The sequence below is a fragment of the Pseudomonas cremoris genome, assembly GCF_014230465.1.
In genome coordinates, this window is the sequence record NZ_JAAXCY010000005.1 from 98606 (window position 1) to 118243 (window position 19638).

18 protein-coding genes are annotated in these 19638 nt (G+C 61.8%); 8 read left to right on the plus strand and 10 right to left on the minus strand.

The window, feature by feature from the left end; genetic code table 11:
* Positions 1 to 27: 27 nt before the first annotated feature.
* Positions 28 to 1074, minus strand: a complete 1047-nt coding sequence (locus HF257_RS13540) for an ornithine cyclodeaminase (protein WP_185710472.1) — start codon at positions 1072 to 1074, stop codon at positions 28 to 30.
* 11 nt (positions 1075 to 1085) lie between these two features.
* The gene (ctlX, locus tag HF257_RS13545) at positions 1086 to 2012 is read right to left on the minus strand and encodes a citrulline utilization hydrolase CtlX (protein ID WP_185710473.1); all 927 of its coding nucleotides are present in this window, start codon (positions 2010 to 2012) and stop codon (positions 1086 to 1088) included.
* 285 nt (positions 2013 to 2297) lie between these two features.
* Between ctlX and HF257_RS13550 the strand changes: the two genes are divergently transcribed.
* On the plus strand, positions 2298 to 3188 hold the full coding sequence (locus HF257_RS13550; protein WP_185710474.1) for a GNAT family acetyltransferase: 891 nt from the start codon (positions 2298 to 2300) through the stop codon (positions 3186 to 3188).
* 135 nt (positions 3189 to 3323) lie between these two features.
* Here HF257_RS13550 and HF257_RS13555 read toward each other — a convergent pair whose 3' ends face one another.
* From HF257_RS13555 to HF257_RS13575, 5 genes are all read right to left on the minus strand, one after another.
* Positions 3324 to 4343 (minus strand): branched-chain amino acid aminotransferase, encoded by a 1020-nt coding sequence (locus tag HF257_RS13555; RefSeq protein ID WP_185710475.1) that lies wholly within the window; start codon positions 4341 to 4343, stop codon positions 3324 to 3326.
* Positions 4344 to 4519: 176 nt separating this feature from the next.
* Complete coding sequence (gene lpdA, locus HF257_RS13560; protein ID WP_185710476.1) at positions 4520 to 5899, minus strand: dihydrolipoyl dehydrogenase; 1380 nt, start codon at positions 5897 to 5899, stop codon at positions 4520 to 4522.
* Positions 5900 to 5902: 3 nt separating this feature from the next.
* The gene (locus HF257_RS13565) at positions 5903 to 7162 is read right to left on the minus strand and encodes a dihydrolipoamide acetyltransferase family protein (protein ID WP_185710477.1); all 1260 of its coding nucleotides are present in this window, start codon (positions 7160 to 7162) and stop codon (positions 5903 to 5905) included.
* Entirely contained in the window at positions 7163 to 8221 is a 1059-nt protein-coding gene (locus HF257_RS13570; RefSeq protein WP_122426176.1) for an alpha-ketoacid dehydrogenase subunit beta, read from the minus strand. It lies immediately after the preceding gene.
* 1 nt (position 8222) lies between these two features.
* Positions 8223 to 9458, minus strand: coding sequence for a 3-methyl-2-oxobutanoate dehydrogenase (2-methylpropanoyl-transferring) subunit alpha (locus tag HF257_RS13575; RefSeq protein WP_185710478.1), 1236 nt, complete (start codon positions 9456 to 9458; stop codon positions 8223 to 8225).
* A 195-nt stretch (positions 9459 to 9653) separates the two neighbouring features.
* Between HF257_RS13575 and bkdR the strand changes: the two genes are divergently transcribed.
* A complete protein-coding gene (gene bkdR / locus HF257_RS13580; protein WP_185710479.1) occupies positions 9654 to 10142 on the plus strand; it encodes a Bkd operon transcriptional regulator BkdR in 489 nt (162 codons plus the stop codon).
* A 119-nt stretch (positions 10143 to 10261) separates the two neighbouring features.
* On the opposite strand, the gene HF257_RS13585 is transcribed toward bkdR, so the two are convergent.
* Entirely contained in the window at positions 10262 to 11125 is an 864-nt protein-coding gene (locus HF257_RS13585) for an MBL fold metallo-hydrolase (RefSeq protein WP_185710480.1), read from the minus strand.
* A gap of 94 nt (positions 11126 to 11219) precedes the next feature.
* Here HF257_RS13585 and HF257_RS13590 point away from each other — a divergent pair, with 94 nt between their 5' ends.
* The 6 genes from HF257_RS13590 (at position 11220) to HF257_RS13615 (ending at position 18252) form a co-directional block, all read left to right on the plus strand.
* Positions 11220 to 11555 carry an ArsR/SmtB family transcription factor gene (locus HF257_RS13590; protein ID WP_053256978.1) on the plus strand — a complete coding sequence of 112 codons (336 nt, stop codon included), beginning with the start codon at positions 11220 to 11222 and terminating at the stop codon, positions 11553 to 11555.
* A 51-nt stretch (positions 11556 to 11606) separates the two neighbouring features.
* Positions 11607 to 12851, plus strand: coding sequence for an NAD(P)/FAD-dependent oxidoreductase (locus HF257_RS13595; RefSeq protein WP_185710481.1), 1245 nt, complete (start codon positions 11607 to 11609; stop codon positions 12849 to 12851).
* Entirely contained in the window at positions 12852 to 13664 is an 813-nt protein-coding gene (locus HF257_RS13600; protein WP_185710482.1) for a sulfite exporter TauE/SafE family protein, read from the plus strand.
* Positions 13665 to 13809: 145 nt separating this feature from the next.
* Positions 13810 to 14985: a porin gene (locus HF257_RS13605; RefSeq protein ID WP_185710483.1), complete on the plus strand. Its 1176-nt coding sequence runs from the start codon at positions 13810 to 13812 to the stop codon at positions 14983 to 14985.
* A 236-nt stretch (positions 14986 to 15221) separates the two neighbouring features.
* Positions 15222 to 16367 (plus strand): nitric oxide-sensing protein NosP, encoded by a 1146-nt coding sequence (gene nosP / locus HF257_RS13610; RefSeq protein WP_185710484.1) that lies wholly within the window; start codon positions 15222 to 15224, stop codon positions 16365 to 16367.
* Positions 16309 to 18252, plus strand: a complete 1944-nt coding sequence (locus HF257_RS13615; protein WP_185710485.1) for a PAS domain-containing hybrid sensor histidine kinase/response regulator — start codon at positions 16309 to 16311, stop codon at positions 18250 to 18252. Before nosP ends, HF257_RS13615 begins: the two co-directional genes overlap by 59 nt.
* Before the next feature lie 87 nt (positions 18253 to 18339).
* On the opposite strand, the gene HF257_RS13620 is transcribed toward HF257_RS13615, so the two are convergent.
* Together HF257_RS13620 and HF257_RS13625 are read right to left on the minus strand one after the other, a co-directional pair.
* On the minus strand, positions 18340 to 19005 hold the full coding sequence (locus tag HF257_RS13620) for a response regulator transcription factor (RefSeq protein ID WP_185710486.1): 666 nt from the start codon (positions 19003 to 19005) through the stop codon (positions 18340 to 18342).
* A 27-nt stretch (positions 19006 to 19032) separates the two neighbouring features.
* Complete coding sequence (locus HF257_RS13625; protein WP_185710487.1) at positions 19033 to 19572, minus strand: PQQ-dependent catabolism-associated CXXCW motif protein; 540 nt, start codon at positions 19570 to 19572, stop codon at positions 19033 to 19035.
* Positions 19573 to 19638 lie beyond the last annotated feature (66 nt).

Consider the following 19638-nt stretch of genomic DNA (forward strand, 5'->3'; position numbering starts at 1 on the left):
GGCGCAAAGCGGCAGGCCAGAGCGGTCTCAGGCGCGCTTTTTCTGCTGTGCCGCCGGCTGTTGGGCCAGGCGCGCGAACAGGTCTTTGGGGTCGGCCAGGTCCGGTACCAGCTCCAGCGTGCTGCCCACGTCCAGCGCCTTGGCAACGTCCAGCACGTAGCGCAGGGCGGAGTAGTCTTCGATGGCGAAGCCCACCGAGTCGAACAGGGTGATTTGGCGGGCGTTTTCGCGGCCAGGCTGTTGGCCGTTGATCACTTGCCACAGCTCGGTCACTGGCGAGTCTTCCGGCATGTGCTGGATTTCACCTTCGATACGGCTTTGTGGCTCGTACTCGACGATTACCCGGGCGCGCTCGACGATACGTCGGTCCAGCTCGGTCTTGCCCGGGCAGTCGCCGCCGACGGCGTTGAGGTGCATGCCGGGTTCGATCATCTCGTCGGTCAGGATGGTCGCGTAGGCCTTGTCGGCGGTGACGGTGGTGACGATGTCCGCACCTTTCACCGCTTCGGCCACGCTGCCGGCCAAGATCAGCTTGATCGCCGGGAACGCCTTGAGGTTGGCCGCCAGCTTGGCGGTGGCCTTGGCGTCGATGTCGAACAGGCGGATTTCATTGATGCCGAGCATGGCGTGGAAGGCCAGCGCCTGGAACTCACTCTGCGAGCCGTTGCCGATCAGCGCCATGCTGCGGCTGTTGTCGCGGGCCAGGTAGCGTGCCACCAGGGCCGAGGTGGCGGCAGTGCGGATCGCGGTGGTCAGGGTCATTTCTGCCAGCAGCACCGGCTTGCCAGTGTCCACATCGCCCAAGGCACCGAAAGCCATCACGGTGAGCATGCCGGCCAGCGTATTTTTCGGGTGGCCGTTGACGTACTTGAAGGCGTACAGCGAGGCGTCCGACACCGGCATCAACTCGATCACGCCATCCGGCGAGTGGTTGGCCAGGCGGGCGCATTTTTCGAAGTCCTGCCAGCGCAGGTAGTCGGCGCGGATGTACTCGGCCATCTCGGTGATGCAGGTTTGCAGGCCTTTTTGCGAGACCAGGTAGCTGAGGTCGTTGACGTCGATATAGCGGGTCATGGCAAGACTCCTTATTGAAAGGTGGGACGGGCGGGCAGATGCACTTCTGCCAGCATGCAGCGGGCACTGCCGCCGCCGATGCGTTCGATGTTGTCGATGTTCACCACCACCGGCCGGGTGTGGCGTTCCACGTGTTGGCGCTGTGCGGGTTGCAGGGCGCCCCAGGCGCTGGCAGACATCACCAGCAGCGGCTGGCCGTCACGGTCGTGGACTTCGAGCATGTTGCCGGCGAAGGCTTCAAGCTGGTCGAAGTCGAGGCCGAGGATGTCCTTGCCGGTGTCGCGCAGCGAGCGTTCCAGGCTGCGGCGTTCTCCTTCGTCGGGCAGGGCTTGCAGGCACACCACCGAGAGGTCGCGGCCGACGCTCATCATCACGTTGCTGTGGTAGATCGGCGCGTGGTGGCGGTCGACGGCGTGGAACACACAGAGCTGGTAGTCGAGGCGTTCGGCGAACTGGCGCAGGGCGTCGTGGTGGGTGCGCCCGGAGTGGCAGGCATAGCTGATGCGATGCTGGCGGTCGAGCACCATGCTGCCGGTGCCCTCGAGGAAGATGTTCTGTTGTTCCAGGTGGCTCAGGTCGATGGTGCTGCTGATCGCAAAGCGTTGCTCCAGTACTTGCAGCACGCCCTTGTTGCGTTCCAATCGTCGGTTCTGGCCTTCCATCGGGTACAGCACCAGGCTGCCGTCGGCGTGGCTGCTCCACCAGTTGTTGGGGAAGATCGAGTCGGGGGTATGGGGCGCCGGGGTGTCCTGCACCACCAGCACCTCCACGCCGTGCTGGCGCAGGGTGTCGACATAACCGTCGAACTCTTCCAGCGCTTTCTGCTGCGCGCCGAGTGGGTCTAGGGGCTGGCGTTGGAAGCGGTTGTTGATCGCGGTGTCCGGGTTGAAGGCAAAGCGCGCCGGGCGAATCATCAAGACGGTATTGGTGGTTTGCATGGGTGCACGAATCCATGAGGTTGAGCAGTGGGGCTATTTTGTGGGTTGTGCGGGATGAATCCCGGCTGAAACGAGGGGGCGGGTCAGCCGGGAAAGCTGAAACTGAAGGTGGCGCAGCCGAATCGGCTGTCGATGTGAAATGCGATCAAAATGTGGGAGCGGGCTTGCTCGCGAAGGCGGTGTGTCAGTCACTGAATTCATCACTGATGTACCGCATTCGCGAGCAAGCCCGCTCCCACATTGTTATGGTGGCGTCTGCTAAAACGCCGTCAGCCAGGAGTAATCATGTCGACCGCCGTACGTCTCGCCCAACCCACCGATGCCGAGGGCATCAGCCAGGTGATCCTGGCAGCCCTGCGCAGCAGCAATGCGCAGGATTACCCGGCGGATGTGATCGCCCGGGTCGCGATCAACTTCACCCCCGAGGCAGTGCTGGCTTTGCTGGCGCGACGAGTGGTGTTGGTGGCGGTGCAGGACGAGGTCATCGTGGCCACGGCGGCGCTGGAGGCCAATGTGGTGCGCTCGGTGTTCGTCAACCCGTCGCTGCAGGGGCAGGGGATTGGCCGGTTGCTGATGATCGAGATCGAACTGCGCGCCCGTGAAGCGGGCGTGACGGTGTTGAGTGTGCCGTCTTCACTGACCGCCGAGCCGTTCTATACCAAACTGGGGTTTCACACCGTACGTGATGTTTATCACGGTAACGAGCGTACGTTGGTGATGGAAAAGGCATTGCTGTCGCGGCATCCCATTGGGCTATATCGCGACCGTCAACACCGCGCGCAAGTGGTGGCGTTGTGGCAGCAGGCGTTTGGTTATGACACCGCGCATAACGTGCCCAGCTTGGCGATCGACAAGAAGCTCGCCGTCAACGATGGGCTGTTTTTTGTGGCAACCGATAAAAAGACGGTGATCGGCACGATCCTCGCGGGCTACGACGGCCATCGGGGTTGGCTGTACTCGGTGGCGGTGCACGCGGACTACCGGCGTCATGGCTTGGGTTCGTCGTTGGTGCGGCATGCGGAGCAAGCGTTGATTGGACTGGGCTGCATGAAGATCAACCTGCAGATCAACAGTGGCAACGAGGCCGTGGTGGGGTTTTATGAGGCGTTGGGGTATGGGGTGGAGCCGAGGATCAGCATGGGCAAGAAGATTGCCGGGAATATTCCCCAATCCTGAAATGTTGGAGACCAAATGTGGGAGCAGGCTTGTTCGCGAAGGCGGTGGGTCAGTCGATAAATCTGGTGACTGACACTCCGTATTCGCGAGCAAGCCCGCTCCCACACAAGCCCACTGGTGTTGCTAGTACTGGGCTTAGACCTTGACGATCCAACCTTCTGGCGCTTCCACATCACCGGTCTGCACGCCGGTCAGCTCTTTGTAGAGCTGCTGGGTGATCGGGCCCACTTCGGTCTCGCTATGGAATACGTGCAGCTTGCCGTTGTACTGGATGCCGCCGATTGGCGAGATCACCGCAGCGGTACCGCAGGCGCCGGCTTCCTTGAACTGGTCCAGCTTGTCGATGAACACTTCGCCCTCGGTCACTTTCAGGCCCAGGCGGGTCTGGGCCAGTTCGATCAGCGACAGGCGGGTGATGCCTGGCAGTACCGAAGGCGACTTCGGCGTGATGAACTGGTTGTCGTGGGTGATCCCGAAGAAGTTGGCCGAACCGACTTCTTCGATTTTCGAGTGGGTCATCGGGTCCAGGTAGATAGCATCGGCGAAGCCGGCTTTCTTGGCTTCCGAACCTGGCATCAGGCTGGCAGCGTAGTTGCCACCGACCTTGGCGGCACCGGTGCCTTGTGGCGCGGCGCGGTCGAAGGTGGAGATCTGGAAGTTGTGGGGCACCAGGCCGCCCTTGAAGTAGGCACCGACCGGGATCGCGAACACCGAGAAGATGAACTCCGGCGCGGTACGCACGCCGATGTTGTCACCGGTGCCGATCACGAACGGACGCAGGTACAGCGCGCCGCCGCTGCCGTACGGCGGGATGAAGCGCTCGTTGGCCTTGACCACTTGCTTGCAGGCGTCGATGAACACGTCGGTCGGCACATGCGGCATCAGCAGGCGCGCGCAGCTGCGTTGCATGCGGGCGGCGTTCTGGTCCGGGCGGAACAGGTTGATCGAACCGTCCTTGCAACGGTAGGCCTTGAGGCCTTCGAAGCACTGCTGGCCATAGTGCAGGGCAGTGGAGCCCTCGCTGATGTGCAGCACGTTGTCGTCGGTCAGGGTGCCTTCTTGCCACTCGCCGTTTTTCCAGACTTGGAGAAACCGTTTGTCGGTCTTGATGTAGTCAAAACCCAGCTTGTCCCAATTGATGCTTTCGTTACCCATGACACCCTCTATCTCTGGTCAAGTCGGTTTTTTTCTGAATGGGCGCAACAATACTTCATTCTGGCTTTGTGTGGGAGCGGGCTTGCTCGCGAAAGCGGTGTGTCAGCCACTGAATTCATGACTGACTGACAGATTGCATTCGCGAGCAAGCCCGCTCCCACAGGGGGACGGTGTTCTTACAGGTGCAGCGCGTGGCCCAAGGCCCTTAATGCCGCTTCCTGCACCGCTTCACCCAGGGTCGGATGGGCGTGGATGGTGCCTGCCACATCTTCCAGCCGCGCGCCCATTTCCAGGCTCAGGCCGAAGGCGGTGGACAGCTCCGAGACGCCAACGCCGACTGCCTGCCAGCCGATGATCAGGTGATTATCGCGCCTCGCCACCACCCGCACGAAGCCGGTTTTCGACTCCAGCGTCATGGCACGACCATTGGCTGCGAACGGGAAGCTCGACACGATGCAGTCCAAACCGGCGGCCTTGGCTTCATCCGGGGTCTTGCCGACCACCACCAGTTCCGGGTCGGTAAAGCACACCGCTGGAATCGCCGCTGGGTTGAACTCGCGGGCTTTGCCGCTGATCAGTTCGGCGACCATTTCACCCTGGGCCATGGCCCGGTGCGCCAACATCGGCTCGCCGCTCAAATCACCAATGGCATAGACATTGCGCATGCTGGTCTGGCAACGGCTGTCGATCTGGATCGCTGTACCGTTCATCGCCAGGTTCAGCGCTTCCAGGTTCCAGCCTTGGGTGTTGGGTTTGCGACCAACGGCCACCAACACCTGATCGGTAGCCAGCGACAAGGTGTCGCCATCCGGATCACGTACCTGCAGGCTGCCATCGGCAAACCCGGTGACGCTGTGCTTGAGGTACAGCTTCACGCCCAGTTGCTTGAGGGACTCGTTCACCGGTGCCGTCAGCTCGGCATCGTAGGCGGGCAGGATACGGTCCTGCGCCTCGACCACGCTGACCTCGGCGCCGAGCTTGCGGTAGGCAATGCCCAGTTCCAGGCCGATGTAGCCACCACCCACCACGATCAGGCGCTTGGGCACCCGCGTTGGGGCCAGGGCTTCAGTGGATGAAATGATCGGCCCGCCAATCGGCAGCATCGGCAGGTTGACGCTTTTCGAACCGGTGGCCAGCAGCAGGTGCTCGCACTGGATGCGCTGCTCGCCGACATCGACGGTCTTGCCGTCCACCACCTTGGCCCAGCCGTGGACCACCTGCACCTTGTGCTTCTTGAGCAACGCGGCGACGCCAGTGGTCAGGCGGTCGACGATGCCGTCTTTCCATTCCATGCTTTTACGGATGTCCAGGGTCGGCACATCCACTTCAATGCCCAGTTGGGAACCCTGGCTGTGGTGCACGGTTTGCTGGAACTGTTCGGCCACATGGATCAAGGCCTTGGACGGGATGCAGCCGATGTTCAGGCAGGTGCCGCCCAGCGCCTGGCCTTCCACCAGGATGGTCGGGATGCCCAGTTGGCCGGCCCGGATCGCCGCCACATAACCGCCAGGGCCGCCGCCGATAATCAGCAGCGTGGTATTCAACGTCTGAGACATGCCTTACTCCAAAAACAGACTGGCGGGTTGTTCGAGCAAGCCGCGAATGGCCTGGATGAATTGCGCCGCGTCCATGCCATCGACCACACGGTGATCAAACGAGCTGGAGAGGTTCATCATCTTGCGCACCACGATCTGGCCCTTGATCACCATCGGCCGCTCAACGATACGGTTGACGCCAACGATGGCCACTTCCGGCAGGTTCAGCACCGGCGTGCTGACGATGCCGCCCAGGGCACCGAGGCTGGTCAGGGTAATGGTCGAACCCGAGAGCTCATCACGGCTGGCCTTGCCATTGCGTGCGGCCGTGGCCAAGCGTGCGATTTCCTCGGCGTTGCCCCACAGGCTGCGCGCTTCGGCGTGACGCACCACCGGCACCATCAGGCCGACGTCGCTTTGGGTGGCGACGCCCACATGCACCGCACCGAGGCGGGTGATGACCTGGGCTTCGTCGTCGTAGCGGGCGTTGATCTGCGGGAAGTCCCGCAACGCCACGACCATGGCACGCACGATGAACGGCAGCAGGGTCAGCTTGCCGCGTGTGGCGCCGTGTTTCTCGTTGAGGTGCACACGCAGCTCGTCGAGGGCGGTGACGTCGATTTCTTCCACATAGCTGAAATGCGCGGCGCGGCGGGTGGCGTCCTGCATGCGCTGGGCGATCTTGCGGCGCATGCCGATCACTGGGATCTGTTCTTCGCTGTTGCGTTCGGCGTAAGGGTTGGCGGCTGTCGATGCTTTCGCCGTGCCTTGTTGCAGGTAGGCGTCGAGGTCTTCGTGCAAGATCCGTCCAGCTGGGCCGGAGCCCTGGACCAGGCGCAACTGAATGCCGGCATCCAGTGCGTGTTTGCGCACGGCCGGGGAGGCCAGCGGGCGCTCGTCGGCTTCACGGGCCACAGGCGCTGCTGCGGGTTTCACCATGGGCTTGGTTTCAACGACTACCGGCGCGGGCTTGCTTTCGGCAACAACGGGGGCTGCCTTCGGCGCTTCCTTTACCACTGGCGCATCTTTGGCATTGCCAGCCCCTTCGACCTCAATGCTGATCAAGATACTGCCCACGGCCATGACCTCGCCCGGCTCGCCGCCGAGGGAAATCACCTTGCCGTGTACCGGCGAGGGAATGTCCACCATCGCCTTGTCGGTCATGACATCCGCCAGCACCTGGTCTTCAACCACCAGGTCACCGACCTTGACGTGCCAGACCGACAGTTCAACTTCTGCGATGCCTTCGCCAATGTCCGGCATCTTGATAACGTGCGTGCCCATTCAGACCTCCATGACCCGTTTCAACGCCGCGCCCACTCGGGACGGCCCTGGGAAATACGCCCACTCTTGCGCGTGCGGGTAGGGAGTGTCCCAACCGGTGACGCGTTCGATCGGCGCTTCCAGGTGGTGGAAGCAATGCTCTTGCACCAGCGACACCAGCTCGGCACCAAAGCCGCAGGTACGGGTGGCTTCATGCACCACCACGCAACGGCCGGTCTTTTTCACCGACTTGACGATGGTTTCCAGGTCCAGCGGCCACAGGCTGCGCAGGTCGATGACCTCGGCGTCGATGCCGGTTTCTTCGGCCGCAACTTGCGACACATACACGGTGGTGCCGTAGGTCAGCACGGTCACAGCCGAGCCCGGACGCACGATGGCGGCCACGTCCAGCGGCACGGTGTAGTAACCGTCCGGCACTTGGGCTTGCGGGTGTTTCGACCACGGGGTGACAGGACGGTCGTGATGGCCATCGAACGGGCCGTTGTACAGGCGTTTTGGCTCGAGGAAGATCACCGGGTCATCGTTTTCGATGGAGGCAATCAGCAGGCCCTTGGCGTCATACGGGTTGGACGGCATCACCGTGCGCAGGCCGCAGACCTGGGTGAACACCGCTTCGATACTCTGGCTGTGGGTCTGGCCGCCGTAGATACCGCCGCCGCAAGGCATGCGCATGGTCAGCGGCGCGGTGAACTGGCCAGCCGAGCGATAACGCAGGCGGGCAGCTTCGGAGATGATCTGGTCGGTGGCAGGGTAGACGTAGTCGGCGAACTGGATCTCGGCCACCGGACGCAGGCCGTAGGCACCCATGCCCACCGCCACGCCGATGATGCCGCTTTCGGAAATCGGTGCGTCGAACACCCGCGAACTGCCGTACTTGCCCTGCAGGCCTTCGGTGCAACGGAACACGCCGCCGAAGTAACCCACGTCCTGGCCGAACACCACCACGTTGTCGTCACGTTCGAGCATCACATCCATGGCCGAGCGCAGGGCCTGGATCATGGTCATGGTGGTGGTGGTCATGGCGGTTTCCACTTCAATGCTGTTGTTGTGATCGTTCATGTCAGATCCCCAACTCTTGACGCTGGCGCTTCAAGTGCTCCGGCATCTCTTTATAGACGTCTTCGAACATGGTCGCGGCGCTTGGAATCTGGCCGCCGGCGAGGGTGCCGTACTGTTCGGCTTCTTTCTGTGCAGCGATCACTTGGGCTTCAAGTTCGGCACTGACTGCCGCGTGCTCCTCTTCGGACCACTGGCCAATCTTGATCAGGTGCTGCTTGAGGCGCGCAATCGGGTCGCCCAATGGGAAGTGGCTCCAGTCGTCGGCTGGACGGTATTTCGAAGGATCATCGGACGTGGAGTGCGGGCCAGCGCGGTAGGTGACCCATTCGATCAGGGTAGGGCCGAGGTTGCGGCGCGCACGCTCGGCAGCCCATGCGGAGGCGGCGTACACCGCGATGAAGTCGTTGCCGTCCACGCGCAGCGAGGCAATGCCGCAGCCGACGCCGCGTCCGGCGAAGGTGGTGGCCTCACCCCCGGCAATCGCCTGGAAGGTGGAAATGGCCCACTGGTTGTTGACCACGTTGAGGATCACCGGCGCGCGGTACACGTGGGCGAAGGTGAGGGCGGTGTGGAAGTCCGATTCGGCGGTAGCACCGTCGCCGATCCAGGCAGATGCAATCTTGGTATCGCCCTTGATCGCCGAGGCCATGCCCCAGCCCACGCCTTGTACGAATTGGGTGGCAAGGTTGCCGGAAATGGTGAAGAAACCGGATTCCTTGACCGAGTACATGATCGGCAACTGACGGCCCTTGAGCGGGTCGCGCTCGTTGGACAGCAGCTGGCAGATCAGGTCCACCAATGGCACATCGCGGGCCATCAGGATGCTTTGCTGGCGGTAGGTGGGGAAGCACATGTCGTCGATGTTCAAGGCCAGGGCCTGGGCGCTGCCGATGGCTTCTTCGCCGAGGCTCTGCATGTAGAACGACATTTTTTTCTGACGCTGGGCGACCACCATGCGGTTGTCGAAGATGCGCGTCTTGAGCATGGCGCGCATGCCTTTACGCAGGATCTCGACGGGAACGCCTTCGGCCCACGGGCCCAGGGCCTGGCCCTGATCGTCGAGTACACGGATCAGGCCCTTGGCCAGGTCGGCGGTGTCGGCGGGTTCTACGTCGATGGCGGGTTTGCGCACTGTGCCGGCGTCGGTCAGGCGCAGGTACGTGAAGTCGGTTTTGCAGCCTGGGCGGCCTGAGGGTTCAGGCACGTGCAGGCGCAGGGGTTCGTACTGCTGGGTCATGGCTTTCTACGCTCTATCTTGTGAATTTCTTGTAGTGGGCGCGCTAGCTGACAGTCAGTCCCCGGATAGGGGAAATCTTGTCCTACAACAATCATAGGCGGGGCGTAGAAGAATATTTATCTGTGTTTCGTTGCGCTCGCGATCATTTGCGGATAAAAAAACTGCATAAACATAATAAACAGGTGATTTTGTCTCATGCGCAAACTGGACCGTACCGATATCGGCATTCTCAACGCCCTGCAGGAGAACGCCCGCATCACCAACGCCGACCTGGCCCGCTCGGTCAACCTGTCGCCCACGCCGTGTTTCAACCGGGTGAAGGCGATGGAAGAACTGGGGCTGATTCGTGAGCAAGTCACCCTGCTGGACCCGGATTTACTGGGGCTGCACGTGAATGTGTTTATCCATGTGAGCCTGGAAAAACAGAACGAACTGGCGCTGCAGCAGTTTGAAGGGGCGATTTCGGATCGCCCGGAAGTGATGGAGTGCTACCTGATGGCCGGTGACCCGGACTATCTGATCCGGGTGCTGGTGCCGACGATCCAGTCGCTGGAGCGTTTCATGATGGACTTTTTGACCAAGGTGCCGGGGGTGGCGAACATTCGGTCGAGTTTTGCGCTGAAGCAGGTGCGTTATAAAACTGCGTTGCCGCTACCGGCCAACGGCATAAGCCTGGGCTCCTGATTCAACTCGGTTGAAAATGTGGGAGCGGGCTTGCTCGCGAATGCGGTGTGTCAGGCCCGTATCAATCGACTGGCACTCCGTGTTCGCGAGCAAGCCCGCTCCCACAGTGGTTCTGCATTTCAAAGTTGGTTGAGGGGGATCTTGAGATAGGTCACGCCATTGTCCTCCGCTGGCGGCATATTCCCCGCCCGCACATTCACCTGTATCGCCGGCAACAACAACGTCGGCATGCCCAACCCCGCATCGCGCTTGGTGCGCATCTCGACAAACGCCGCCTCATCCACCCCGTCATGCACATGAATATTCCCAGCCCGTTGTTCCGCCACCGTTGTCAGGCATTTCGCCTCGCGCCCCTCAGGCGGATAGTCATGGCACACGTACAGTTCGGTCTCCAACGGAAACGCCAGCAACGTGCGCATCGACGCATACAACTGCCGCGCATCGCCGCCAGGGAAATCGCAGCGCGCCGTGCCCACATCCGGCATGAACAGCGTATCGCCCACCAGGATCAACCGGCCATCGATCAGGTAAGCCATGTCGGCTGGTGTATGCCCCGGCACATGCAGGGCCTGGGCCTTGAGGTTGCCGATGTAAAACACTTCGTCCGGTGCAAACAGGTGATCGAACTGCGAGCCGTCGACGCGAAATTCCGGTTCCAGGTTGAACAGGTGCTTGAACACGCCCTGCACCTTGCTGATGGACTGGCCAATCGCGATCTTGCCGCCCAAGGTACGCCGCAGATACGGCGCGGCGGACAGGTGGTCGGCATGGGCGTGGGTTTCCAGCAGCCATTGCACCTGCAGCTGGTGCTCGCGCACGAAGGCAATGACGGTGTCTGCCCCCGCAGTGCCGGTACGCCCGGACGCCGGGTCGTAGTTGAGCACTGAGTCGACAATGGCGCAGGGGCCGCCATCGGCCTCGTAAATGACGTAGGTGTAGGTCGATGATGCCTCGTCCAGAAAGGCTTGAATCAACGCTGACATGACGGCTATCCCCGATGAAGAAAAAAGTGGTTACAATCAGTTTACGTTTTCACATAATGTTTTGAGCTTAAGTGACGCAAAGGACCCGAGGCAAATGGAATCTACTCTGAGTGAAGGCGAAGTCGCCCAGTTACGGGCATCGGCGTCCAAGGCCTGTTCCTTGCTCAAGGCGCTGGCCAATGAGGATCGCCTGTTGATCCTCTGCCAGTTGACCCAGGGCGAGCGCAACGTCGGCGAGTTGGAAACCATGACCGGCGTACGCCAGCCCACCCTGTCCCAACAGTTGGGCATCTTGCGTGACGAAGGGTTGGTCGCCACCCGTCGGGAAGGCAAATACATCTTCTACGGGCTGGCCAGCCACGAAGTGATCCAAGTGATGAAGACCTTGTCCGGCCTGTACTGCGGCGCGGTGATGAAAAGTTGGGCGTGACGCCATCCGGCAGCGACCCTTGTGTGCACTGAATAAAAAAGGCGATAGACCATGACCGACCAACACTGGGGACCGACCATCAGTGGCGACATCGTTGTCATCGGCGGCGGTTCGGCAGGCATCGGCCTGCTGGCCAGCCTGCTCAAGCGCGACCCCCACCTGAATATCACCCTGATCGAACCCAACGATTACCACTGCTACCAACCCGCCTGGACCCTGGTGGGCGGCGGTGCCTACGATGTGAAAAAGACCCGTCGCCCCTTGGCTGACGTGCTGCCCAATGGCGTTGCCTGGATTCAGGCCGCCGTGACCGATGTACTGCCCGACGAGCAGACCCTGGTGCTCGACAGCGGCCAGCGCATCACCTGGAACAACCTCATCGTGTGCCCCGGCCTGCGCCTGGCCTGGGAAAAAATCGAGGGCCTGCAAGATACTCTCGGCCACAACGGCGTCACCTCCAACTACAGCTATGAACATGCCGCCTACACCTGGCAGTTGGTGCAGCAACTCAAGGGCGGCAAGGCGATCTTTACCCAGCCAGCCATGCCGATCAAATGCGCGGGTGCGCCGCAAAAAGCCCTGTACTTGTCCTGTGATCACTGGCTCAAGTACGGCCACCTGAAAAACATCGACGTTGAATTCAACCTCGCCGGCGCCGCGCTGTTTGGCGTGCCAACCTTTGTACCGCCGCTGATGGAATACGTGCACAAGTACAACGCCCGCCTGGCGTTCACCTCCAACCTGGTCAAGGTCGATGGGCCTGCGCGCAAGGCCTGGTTCGAGGTCAAGGACGCCGAGGGCAATGCCACATTAGAAGAAAAATCCTTCGACCTGCTGCACGTGGTCCCGCCCCAGGTGGCCCCGGACTTCATCCGCCAGAGCCCACTGTCCGACGCCGCCGGCTGGTGTGAAGTGAACCCCCACAGCCTGCAACACCTGCGTTACCCGCATGTCTTTGGCCTGGGCGATGTGTGTTCCACCACCAATGCCAAGACCGCTGCTGCGGTGCGTAAACAGATCGTGGTGGTGGCCGAGAACCTGCTGGCCTTGCGCAAACAGGCGCCGCTGCCGCTCAAGTACGACGGCTACGGCTCGTGCCCGTTGACGGTGGAGAAGGGCAAGGTGGTGCTCGCCGAGTTCGGCTACGGTGGCAAGTTGCTGCCGACGTTCCCTCTTGATCCGACCCGGGCGCGGCGTTCGATGTGGTTCCTCAAGGCCACGCTGCTGCCGTGGTTCTACTGGAACGGCATGCTCAAGGGCCGTGAGTGGCTGACCCGCCTGAGCAAGGTGGACTGAATGCTGCTGGCCACTGTGTTGGGATTATTGATGGGCCTGGTGATGGGCCTGACCGGTGCGGGCGGCGGCATCCTTGGGGTGCCGGCGCTGGTACTGGGCTTGGGCCTGAGCATGACCCAGGCTGCGCCCGTGTCGTTGCTCGCCGTGGGCGCCGCGGCGGCGGTGGGGGCGATCGATGGGTTGCGCCATGGCTTGGTGCGGTACCGCGCGGCGTTGCTGATTGCCGTGCTCGGCGGCCTGTTTTCGCCGTTGGGGGTGTTCCTCGCCCACCAGTTGCCGGAACACCTGCTGATGGGCATGTTCAGCGCGTTGATGGTGCTGGTGGCGTGGCGCATGTTGCAGCGCGAAAAAACCGAGGCAGGGCCGAGTGACCATGGCACCGCGTCCTGGGGCCAAAAGAACTGCATGCTCAACCAGCAGACCGGGCGCTTGGCGTGGACCGCCAAATGTACCGCGACCCTGGCCGCCCTCGGCGCGGTGACCGGTGCTGTGTCCGGCCTGCTCGGTGTGGGCGGCGGCTTCCTGATCGTGCCAGCGTTCAAGCAGCTCACCGATGTGCAGATGCGCGGCATTGTCGCCACCTCGCTGATGGTGATCAGCCTGATCTCGCTGATCGGCGTGGCCGGCGCGTTCCATGCCGGTGTGCGCATCGAACCGGTGGGCTGGGTGTTTATCGGCGCGAGCATCGTCGGCATGTTGGCCGGTCGGCGCCTGTGCTCGGTGATTCCTGCGCGCACCTTGCAGGTTGGTTTTGCCAGCCTGTGTGTACTGGTGGCCGTTGGCATGTTGATCAAGGCTGGTCTTACGCACTAAGTGCCGGGCCCGGCTTACACCCAACTTGGCGGGCACCCGCGGCCCGTCCAAAGCACCCCGCAACCTAGGCCAACGCAGCGTATGCCGAGGCCTTGGCCCTTTCGATAATCGCCTCCGACATCAAGTCCCCGTTGCGGAGCGCGCCATGCATAACAATAAGAATCTCCCCCTGCGTTTGTTGCCTGCCTTTCTCGTCAGCCTGGGCCTCAGCCCGTTCGCCGACGCCGAGATCATGCTGTACGACAAAGACGAAACCACCTTTTCCACCGATGGCTACATCAACGCCTTCTACGTCAACAGCGACGTCGACCGCGCCGGTGACCAATACGATCGCCGCCAGTCGCGGGTGAAGATGGGCTTCTTGCCCAACTACCTGGGCTTCAACATGACCAAGCAGGTCGACGACCTCAAGCTCGGCGCTCGCGCATCGTTTTGGGTGACCATCAACGACAGCGAAACCAACGGCACCGACACCGCCATCGACGTGCGCCAGTTCTACGGCACCGTGGCCAATAAGGAATGGGGTGAAGTGTTGATCGGCAAGGACTTCGGTCTGTTCGCGCGCTCCAACATTCTGCTCGATGAATTGCTGGCCGGCTATGGCCAGGTCAGCGACAGCCTCGGTCTGGTGGACGGTGGCGGTGTATCGTTCGGCAATATCGGCAGCGGCTACCCATACCCGTTTCCCACTTCACAGATCACCTACCGCACGCCCGTGATGGACGGCCTGCGCATCGCCGTCGGCATCATGGACCCGGTGGACACCAACGACAGCAGCCCGTTGGGCAAGGCCTACCAGAAGAACCCGCGCACCGAGAGCGAGATCACCTACCAGTTCGACGTGGGCGGCGCGAAGATCTACAGCTGGCTCAACGGCAGCTACCAGACCTCCGACAACACCGACTCGACCGTGGCCAGCGTTACTTCCAAGGGCCTGGGCTACGGTGTGCAAGCGAAGATGGGCGGCTTGTCGCTGACAGGTTCCGGCTTCCAGGCCAAGGGCATCAACCCGTTTTTCACCAACAATGCCGGGGAAGCCACCCTGCGCAACGTCGACAGCAACGGTTACCTGGTGCAGGGCTCGTACAAGCTCGGCAAGAACCGCTTGGCGCTGTCTTACGGCAAGACCAAAGACGACGGCAACGGCGTGGTGGGCAGCGGGGCGGATTATGAAACCCGTGGGATTGCGCTGTTTCATGACGTGAATGACAACTTGAAGCTGGTGGCGGAGTACAACCAGTTCCAGATCAAGGGTCATGACACCAATGCGCAAAACGAAGACACGGATACCTTCGCCGTAGGTGCCGTTTTGACTTGGTAACGAGGTCAACTGTGGGAGCGGGCTTGCTCGCGAAAGCGGTGTGTCAGTCAACAGATTCATTGGCTGATCCACCGTATTCGCGAGCAAGCCCGCTCCCACAAAAGCCAGACCCCACATGTTGATCGTCAGTGTTCATGAAAACCTCATCCCATAGCATCCCCCCACCCAGTACCCAAGTAGCATAGGGCCCACCCCCCGGCCTTCGTACACTGATACCTCAGAGGGGGAAACCAACGATGCACAACAGTGAAGGCGTAGTCAGCGCCATGTCCCAGGCCAACGACCCCGGGCAGGCAGCTGAAGAGTTGGCCCGCCAACTGCTGCATCCGTACCTGGGGTTTGTGCTGTTTTTCTGCTCCGCCTCCTACGACCTCCAGGCCCTGGGCCAAGCCCTGCAACAGTGCTTCGGCAACGTGCGCGTAGTGGGCTGCACCAGCGCCGGCGAGATCACGCCCCAAGGCTACGACCGCAATTGCATTACGGCGGTGGGCTTCAACCATGCGCATTTTTCCATCGCCACCGAGCTGATCGACCAGGTGGAAAATTTCAGCCTGATCGGCGCCCAGGACATGGTCGAACGCCTTGTGGGCGGCTGCCGCAGCAATACGCTCGCGCCGATCAAGGGCAACACCTTCGCGCTGACATTGCTCGATGGTTTGTCCAGCCGTGAAGAGATGGTGCTCGCCGCCCTCAGTGCGGCCCTGGGGGATATTCCGCATTTCGGCGGTTCGGCGGGGGATGACAACTTTCTGACCCACACCCACGTGTACTTCAACGGCCTGTTCCACAGCGGCGCGGCGGTGGTGGTGCTGGTCAATACCTGGCTGGATTTCGAGGTGTTCACCACCCACCACATCCTGCCGCGCACGGAAAAACTGGTGGTGACCGGCGCCGACAGCCCGTCGCGCCGGGTGTTTGAACTCAATGCCGAACCCGCCGCCGAAGAGTACGCGCGGCACATCGGCGTGGCGGTGGCCGACCTCGACCACCGCATCTTCGCCGCCCACCCGTTGGCGGTGCGCATCCACGACCAGTACTACATACGTGCGATCCAGCAGGTGCACGAGGACTTCAGCCTGAGTTTCTACTGCGCGGTGGAGAACGGCATTGTGCTGACCGTGATGAAACCCGGCCCGATCTTGCCCAACCTGGAAGCCTTGTTCGACGGCCTGCAATCGCGCCTCGGCGACCTGTTGCTGACCATCGGCTGCGACTGCTTTTTGCGCCGCCTGGAGCTGGAAGACAGCGGCGACCTGGAACAGATCGGCCGCTACCTGCAGGGCCAACGGGTGATGGGCTTCAACACCTACGGAGAACAGTTCAATGGCATGCACATCAACCAGACCTTCACCGGGGTCGCCATTGCCCGTGGCCGACGCTGAACTGCTCGCCCAGGTCTCCCGGCTGCAGCAGGACAACCGCAAGCTTGCGCGGATCAATGCGGCGCTGATCGAGCGCATCGAGTCCGGCATGACCCAGGGCAACAACCCGTACACGACCTTCCAGCATTCGGTGGTGCTGGCCGAGCAGGTGCGCGAACGCACCGACGCGCTCAACCAGGCGATGGCCGAACTCAAGGCCAGCAACCACTTGCTGATCAACGCCCGCCTGCGTGCCGAAACCCTGCGCGGCGAACAGGCCGCCGCGCAAAAGGCCCAGGAAAGCGAACGCTGGATTCGCTTGATCACCGACAACGTACCGGCGCTGATCGGCTACCTGAATGCCGACCTGGTCTACGAGTTCACCAATAAAGTCTACGAAGAATGGTACTGCTGGCCGCGCGGCATGATGCTTGGCCAGAGCCTGCGCGAAGTGCACAGCGAACAGCACTGCCAACGCCTGGATGCCTACGTCACCCGCGCCCTGGCCGGTGAAAGCGTGACCTTTGAATTTGCCGAAACCAACATCAACAACCAGGAGCGCTACATGTTGCGCTCCTATGTGCCGAACATGCTGGCCAATGGCGAAGTGGTGGGGATCTTCGTACTGATCCGCGACATCACCGAACGCCGCCGCACCGCCGAAGCCTTGCACCAGGCCTATCAGCACCTGGAACAGCGCGTGGCCCAGCGCACCTCGGAACTCACCTCGCTCAATGACCAACTGCTCAAGGAAATCGACGAACGCCGGCGCATGGAAACCCGCCTGCGCGAAGCCAAGTTGGAGGCCGAACAGGCCAACCTGTCGAAAACCAAATTCCTCGCCGCCGTCAGCCACGACCTGCTGCAACCGCTGAATGCCGCTCGGCTGTTTACCAGCGCACTCTTGGAGCGCCCCAGCGAAACCCTGGTACGCAACGTGAGCAACTCCCTGGAAGACGTGGAAAACCTGCTGGGCACCCTGGTGGATATTTCCAAGCTGGACGCCGGGGTGATCAAGGCCGATATCGCCCCGTTCGCCCTCAGTGAACTGCTGGACAACCTCGCCGCCGAGTACACCGAACTGGCCCGCGCCGAAGGCCTGCAGTTGCACTTTGTCGGCTGCTCGGCGCTGGTGCGCAGCGACATCCAGCTGCTGGCGCGGATCCTGCGCAACCTGCTGAGCAACGCGCTGCGCTACACCTACAAGGGCCGCGTGGTGCTCGGTTGCCGCCGCCAGCACCAGCGCTTGTTGATCCAGGTGTGGGACAGCGGCATGGGCATTGCCGAAGAACGCTTGGAAGAAATTTTCCAGGAGTTCAAGCGCGGCGATGTGCAGCGCCCGGACCAGGATCGCGGGCTCGGCCTAGGCCTGGCCATCGTCGAGAAAATCGCCGGGATTCTCGGCCACCGCATCACCGTCAAATCCTGGCCGGGGCGGGGCTCGATGTTTTGTGTGGAAGTGCCGCTGAGCGCCACCGCACCCAAGTCACTGCCGATGCCGTGCATGAGCGAGCCAATGCTGGAACGCCTGCAAGGTGCGCGGGTGTGGGTGCTGGATAACGACGCGGCGATCTGCGCCGGCATGCGCACGCTGCTGGAAGGCTGGGGTTGCCGGGTGGTCACCGCCTTGTCGGAACAGGACCTGGCGCGGCAGGTGGACAACTACCATGCCGAGGCCGATTTGTTGATTGCCGACTACCACCTGGATGACGACCAGAATGGCGTGGACGCCGTGGCCCGTATCAATGCCCGGCGCGGCAGCGCGGTGCCGGCGTTGATGATCACGGCCAACTACAGCAATGAATTGAAGCAGCAGATTCGGGAGTTGGGGCATACGTTGATGCATAAGCCGGTGCGGCCGATGAAGCTCAAAACAGCGATGAGTCACCTACTCGGACGCCCCTGACACAACGCCAATCAAAATGTGGGAGCGGGCTTGCTCGCGAATCGTCGCACCGCCGCTCCCACATTTGATCTTCATATGCCTGGGAGATCAGCGGCGCAGGTACGAGCCGAAGTCGATGTCCCCGGCGCTCAGGATCGCCTGCACCCGGTTATGCACATTCAACTTGCGCAAGATCGCCGACACATGGGCCTTCACCGTGGTCTCGGCAATCTCGAGCGTATAGGCAATCTGCTTGTTCGATTCCCCCTTGGTCATGCGCTCCAGCACCAGCAACTGCTTGCGCGTCAGGGCTTGCAGCAGTTCCGGCGCAAAGCTCGGGTTGTCGTTGAGGCGGCGTTGGCTGGGGTTTTTCTGGGTGCGGATGATGTCCGGCGGCAGGTACACGTTGCCGTTGAGAATCTGCTGGATTGCCTCGGTCATTTGCAGGCGCGGCGACGACTTGGTGATGAAGCCTACGGCGCCGTAAGTGATGGCTTGCAGCACGATCTGTTTGTCTTGCTCAGCCGAGACGATCACCACCGGAATCGTCGGCGACTCGTTGCGCAGGTTGATCAGGCCGTTGAGGCCGTGCATGCCGGGCATGTTCAGGTCCAGCAGGATCAGGTCAAGGTCGTCATGGTCCTGGGTCAGGGCGAGGGCGCTGTCCAGGTCGGCGGTTTCCATCACGTCACTGCCGGGGAAACCGTCGCTGATCACGTTGTGGATCGCTTCGCGAAACAGCGGGTGATCGTCGGCGATCAGGATTTTGTACATGGCCGTTCACCTTCTTGTTGTGGTTTTTTATTCAAAGGGTTCGGGTGTTGCAGCCATCAATGGCAGTTTTGCCGCTTCCCATGCGTCCAAGCCGTCGCGATACCAATACACAGAGGTATAGCCCAGTTGGGTGGCTCGTTTTACCGCGTTCCAACTCAGCCAGCAATCGGAGCGGCAGTAGAAGACCACCGGCTTGCTCATGTTGCCGCTGGTGAACCTATACAGGTGCCGCACGAAGTAGCCTTGCCATTCGGGTGTAAGGTCGCCGTCGCCGGTATTGGCCAGCCAATGGCTGCCCGGCAGGTTGGTGTGGGGCTGGTCTTCGATGAAGCGGCCTTGCAGCCATTGGCGGCGGTACACGTCGATCAGTACCGGCGCCGGGGTCTGCTTGAGCAGGGCTTGCAGGGCCGGGGTGTCGACGATGGTCGCACCCGGCAGGTGATCGGGCGTGGGGCTGCGGTACAGGCTGATGCGATAGCCGTCAGCGGAAAACAGCGGGGTGTCGGCCTGGGCATTGGCGCACAGCAGGCACAGCAAGGCCAACAGGGACAGTCGGGCGGGCAGCATGGCGGATCCAATCCTTATAGTTATGCCGCCATTACACGCCAGTCCCGCTGCCTTGGGAATGCGACG

Excerpts from the sequence above, each read along its gene's own strand:
- HF257_RS13540 (WP_185710472.1), bottom strand. The coding sequence starts at position 1,074 with ATGACCCGCTATATCGACGTCAACGACCTCAGCTACCTGGTCTCGCAA.
- ctlX (WP_185710473.1), bottom strand. The coding sequence starts at position 2,012 with ATGCAAACCACCAATACCGTCTTGATGATTCGCCCGGCGCGCTTTGCC.
- HF257_RS13550 (WP_185710474.1), top strand. The coding sequence starts at position 2,298 with ATGTCGACCGCCGTACGTCTCGCCCAACCCACCGATGCCGAGGGCATC.
- HF257_RS13555 (WP_185710475.1), bottom strand. The coding sequence starts at position 4,343 with ATGGGTAACGAAAGCATCAATTGGGACAAGCTGGGTTTTGACTACATC.
- lpdA (WP_185710476.1), bottom strand. The coding sequence starts at position 5,899 with ATGTCTCAGACGTTGAATACCACGCTGCTGATTATCGGCGGCGGCCCT.
- HF257_RS13565 (WP_185710477.1), bottom strand. The coding sequence starts at position 7,162 with ATGGGCACGCACGTTATCAAGATGCCGGACATTGGCGAAGGCATCGCA.
- HF257_RS13570 (WP_122426176.1), bottom strand. The coding sequence starts at position 8,221 with ATGAACGATCACAACAACAGCATTGAAGTGGAAACCGCCATGACCACC.
- HF257_RS13575 (WP_185710478.1), bottom strand. The coding sequence starts at position 9,458 with ATGACCCAGCAGTACGAACCCCTGCGCCTGCACGTGCCTGAACCCTCA.
- bkdR (WP_185710479.1), top strand. The coding sequence starts at position 9,654 with ATGCGCAAACTGGACCGTACCGATATCGGCATTCTCAACGCCCTGCAG.
- HF257_RS13585 (WP_185710480.1), bottom strand. The coding sequence starts at position 11,125 with ATGTCAGCGTTGATTCAAGCCTTTCTGGACGAGGCATCATCGACCTAC.
- HF257_RS13590 (WP_053256978.1), top strand. The coding sequence starts at position 11,220 with ATGGAATCTACTCTGAGTGAAGGCGAAGTCGCCCAGTTACGGGCATCG.
- HF257_RS13595 (WP_185710481.1), top strand. The coding sequence starts at position 11,607 with ATGACCGACCAACACTGGGGACCGACCATCAGTGGCGACATCGTTGTC.
- HF257_RS13600 (WP_185710482.1), top strand. The coding sequence starts at position 12,852 with ATGCTGCTGGCCACTGTGTTGGGATTATTGATGGGCCTGGTGATGGGC.
- HF257_RS13605 (WP_185710483.1), top strand. The coding sequence starts at position 13,810 with ATGCATAACAATAAGAATCTCCCCCTGCGTTTGTTGCCTGCCTTTCTC.
- nosP (WP_185710484.1), top strand. The coding sequence starts at position 15,222 with ATGCACAACAGTGAAGGCGTAGTCAGCGCCATGTCCCAGGCCAACGAC.
- HF257_RS13615 (WP_185710485.1), top strand. The coding sequence starts at position 16,309 with ATGGCATGCACATCAACCAGACCTTCACCGGGGTCGCCATTGCCCGTG.
- HF257_RS13620 (WP_185710486.1), bottom strand. The coding sequence starts at position 19,005 with ATGTACAAAATCCTGATCGCCGACGATCACCCGCTGTTTCGCGAAGCG.
- HF257_RS13625 (WP_185710487.1), bottom strand. The coding sequence starts at position 19,572 with ATGCTGCCCGCCCGACTGTCCCTGTTGGCCTTGCTGTGCCTGCTGTGC.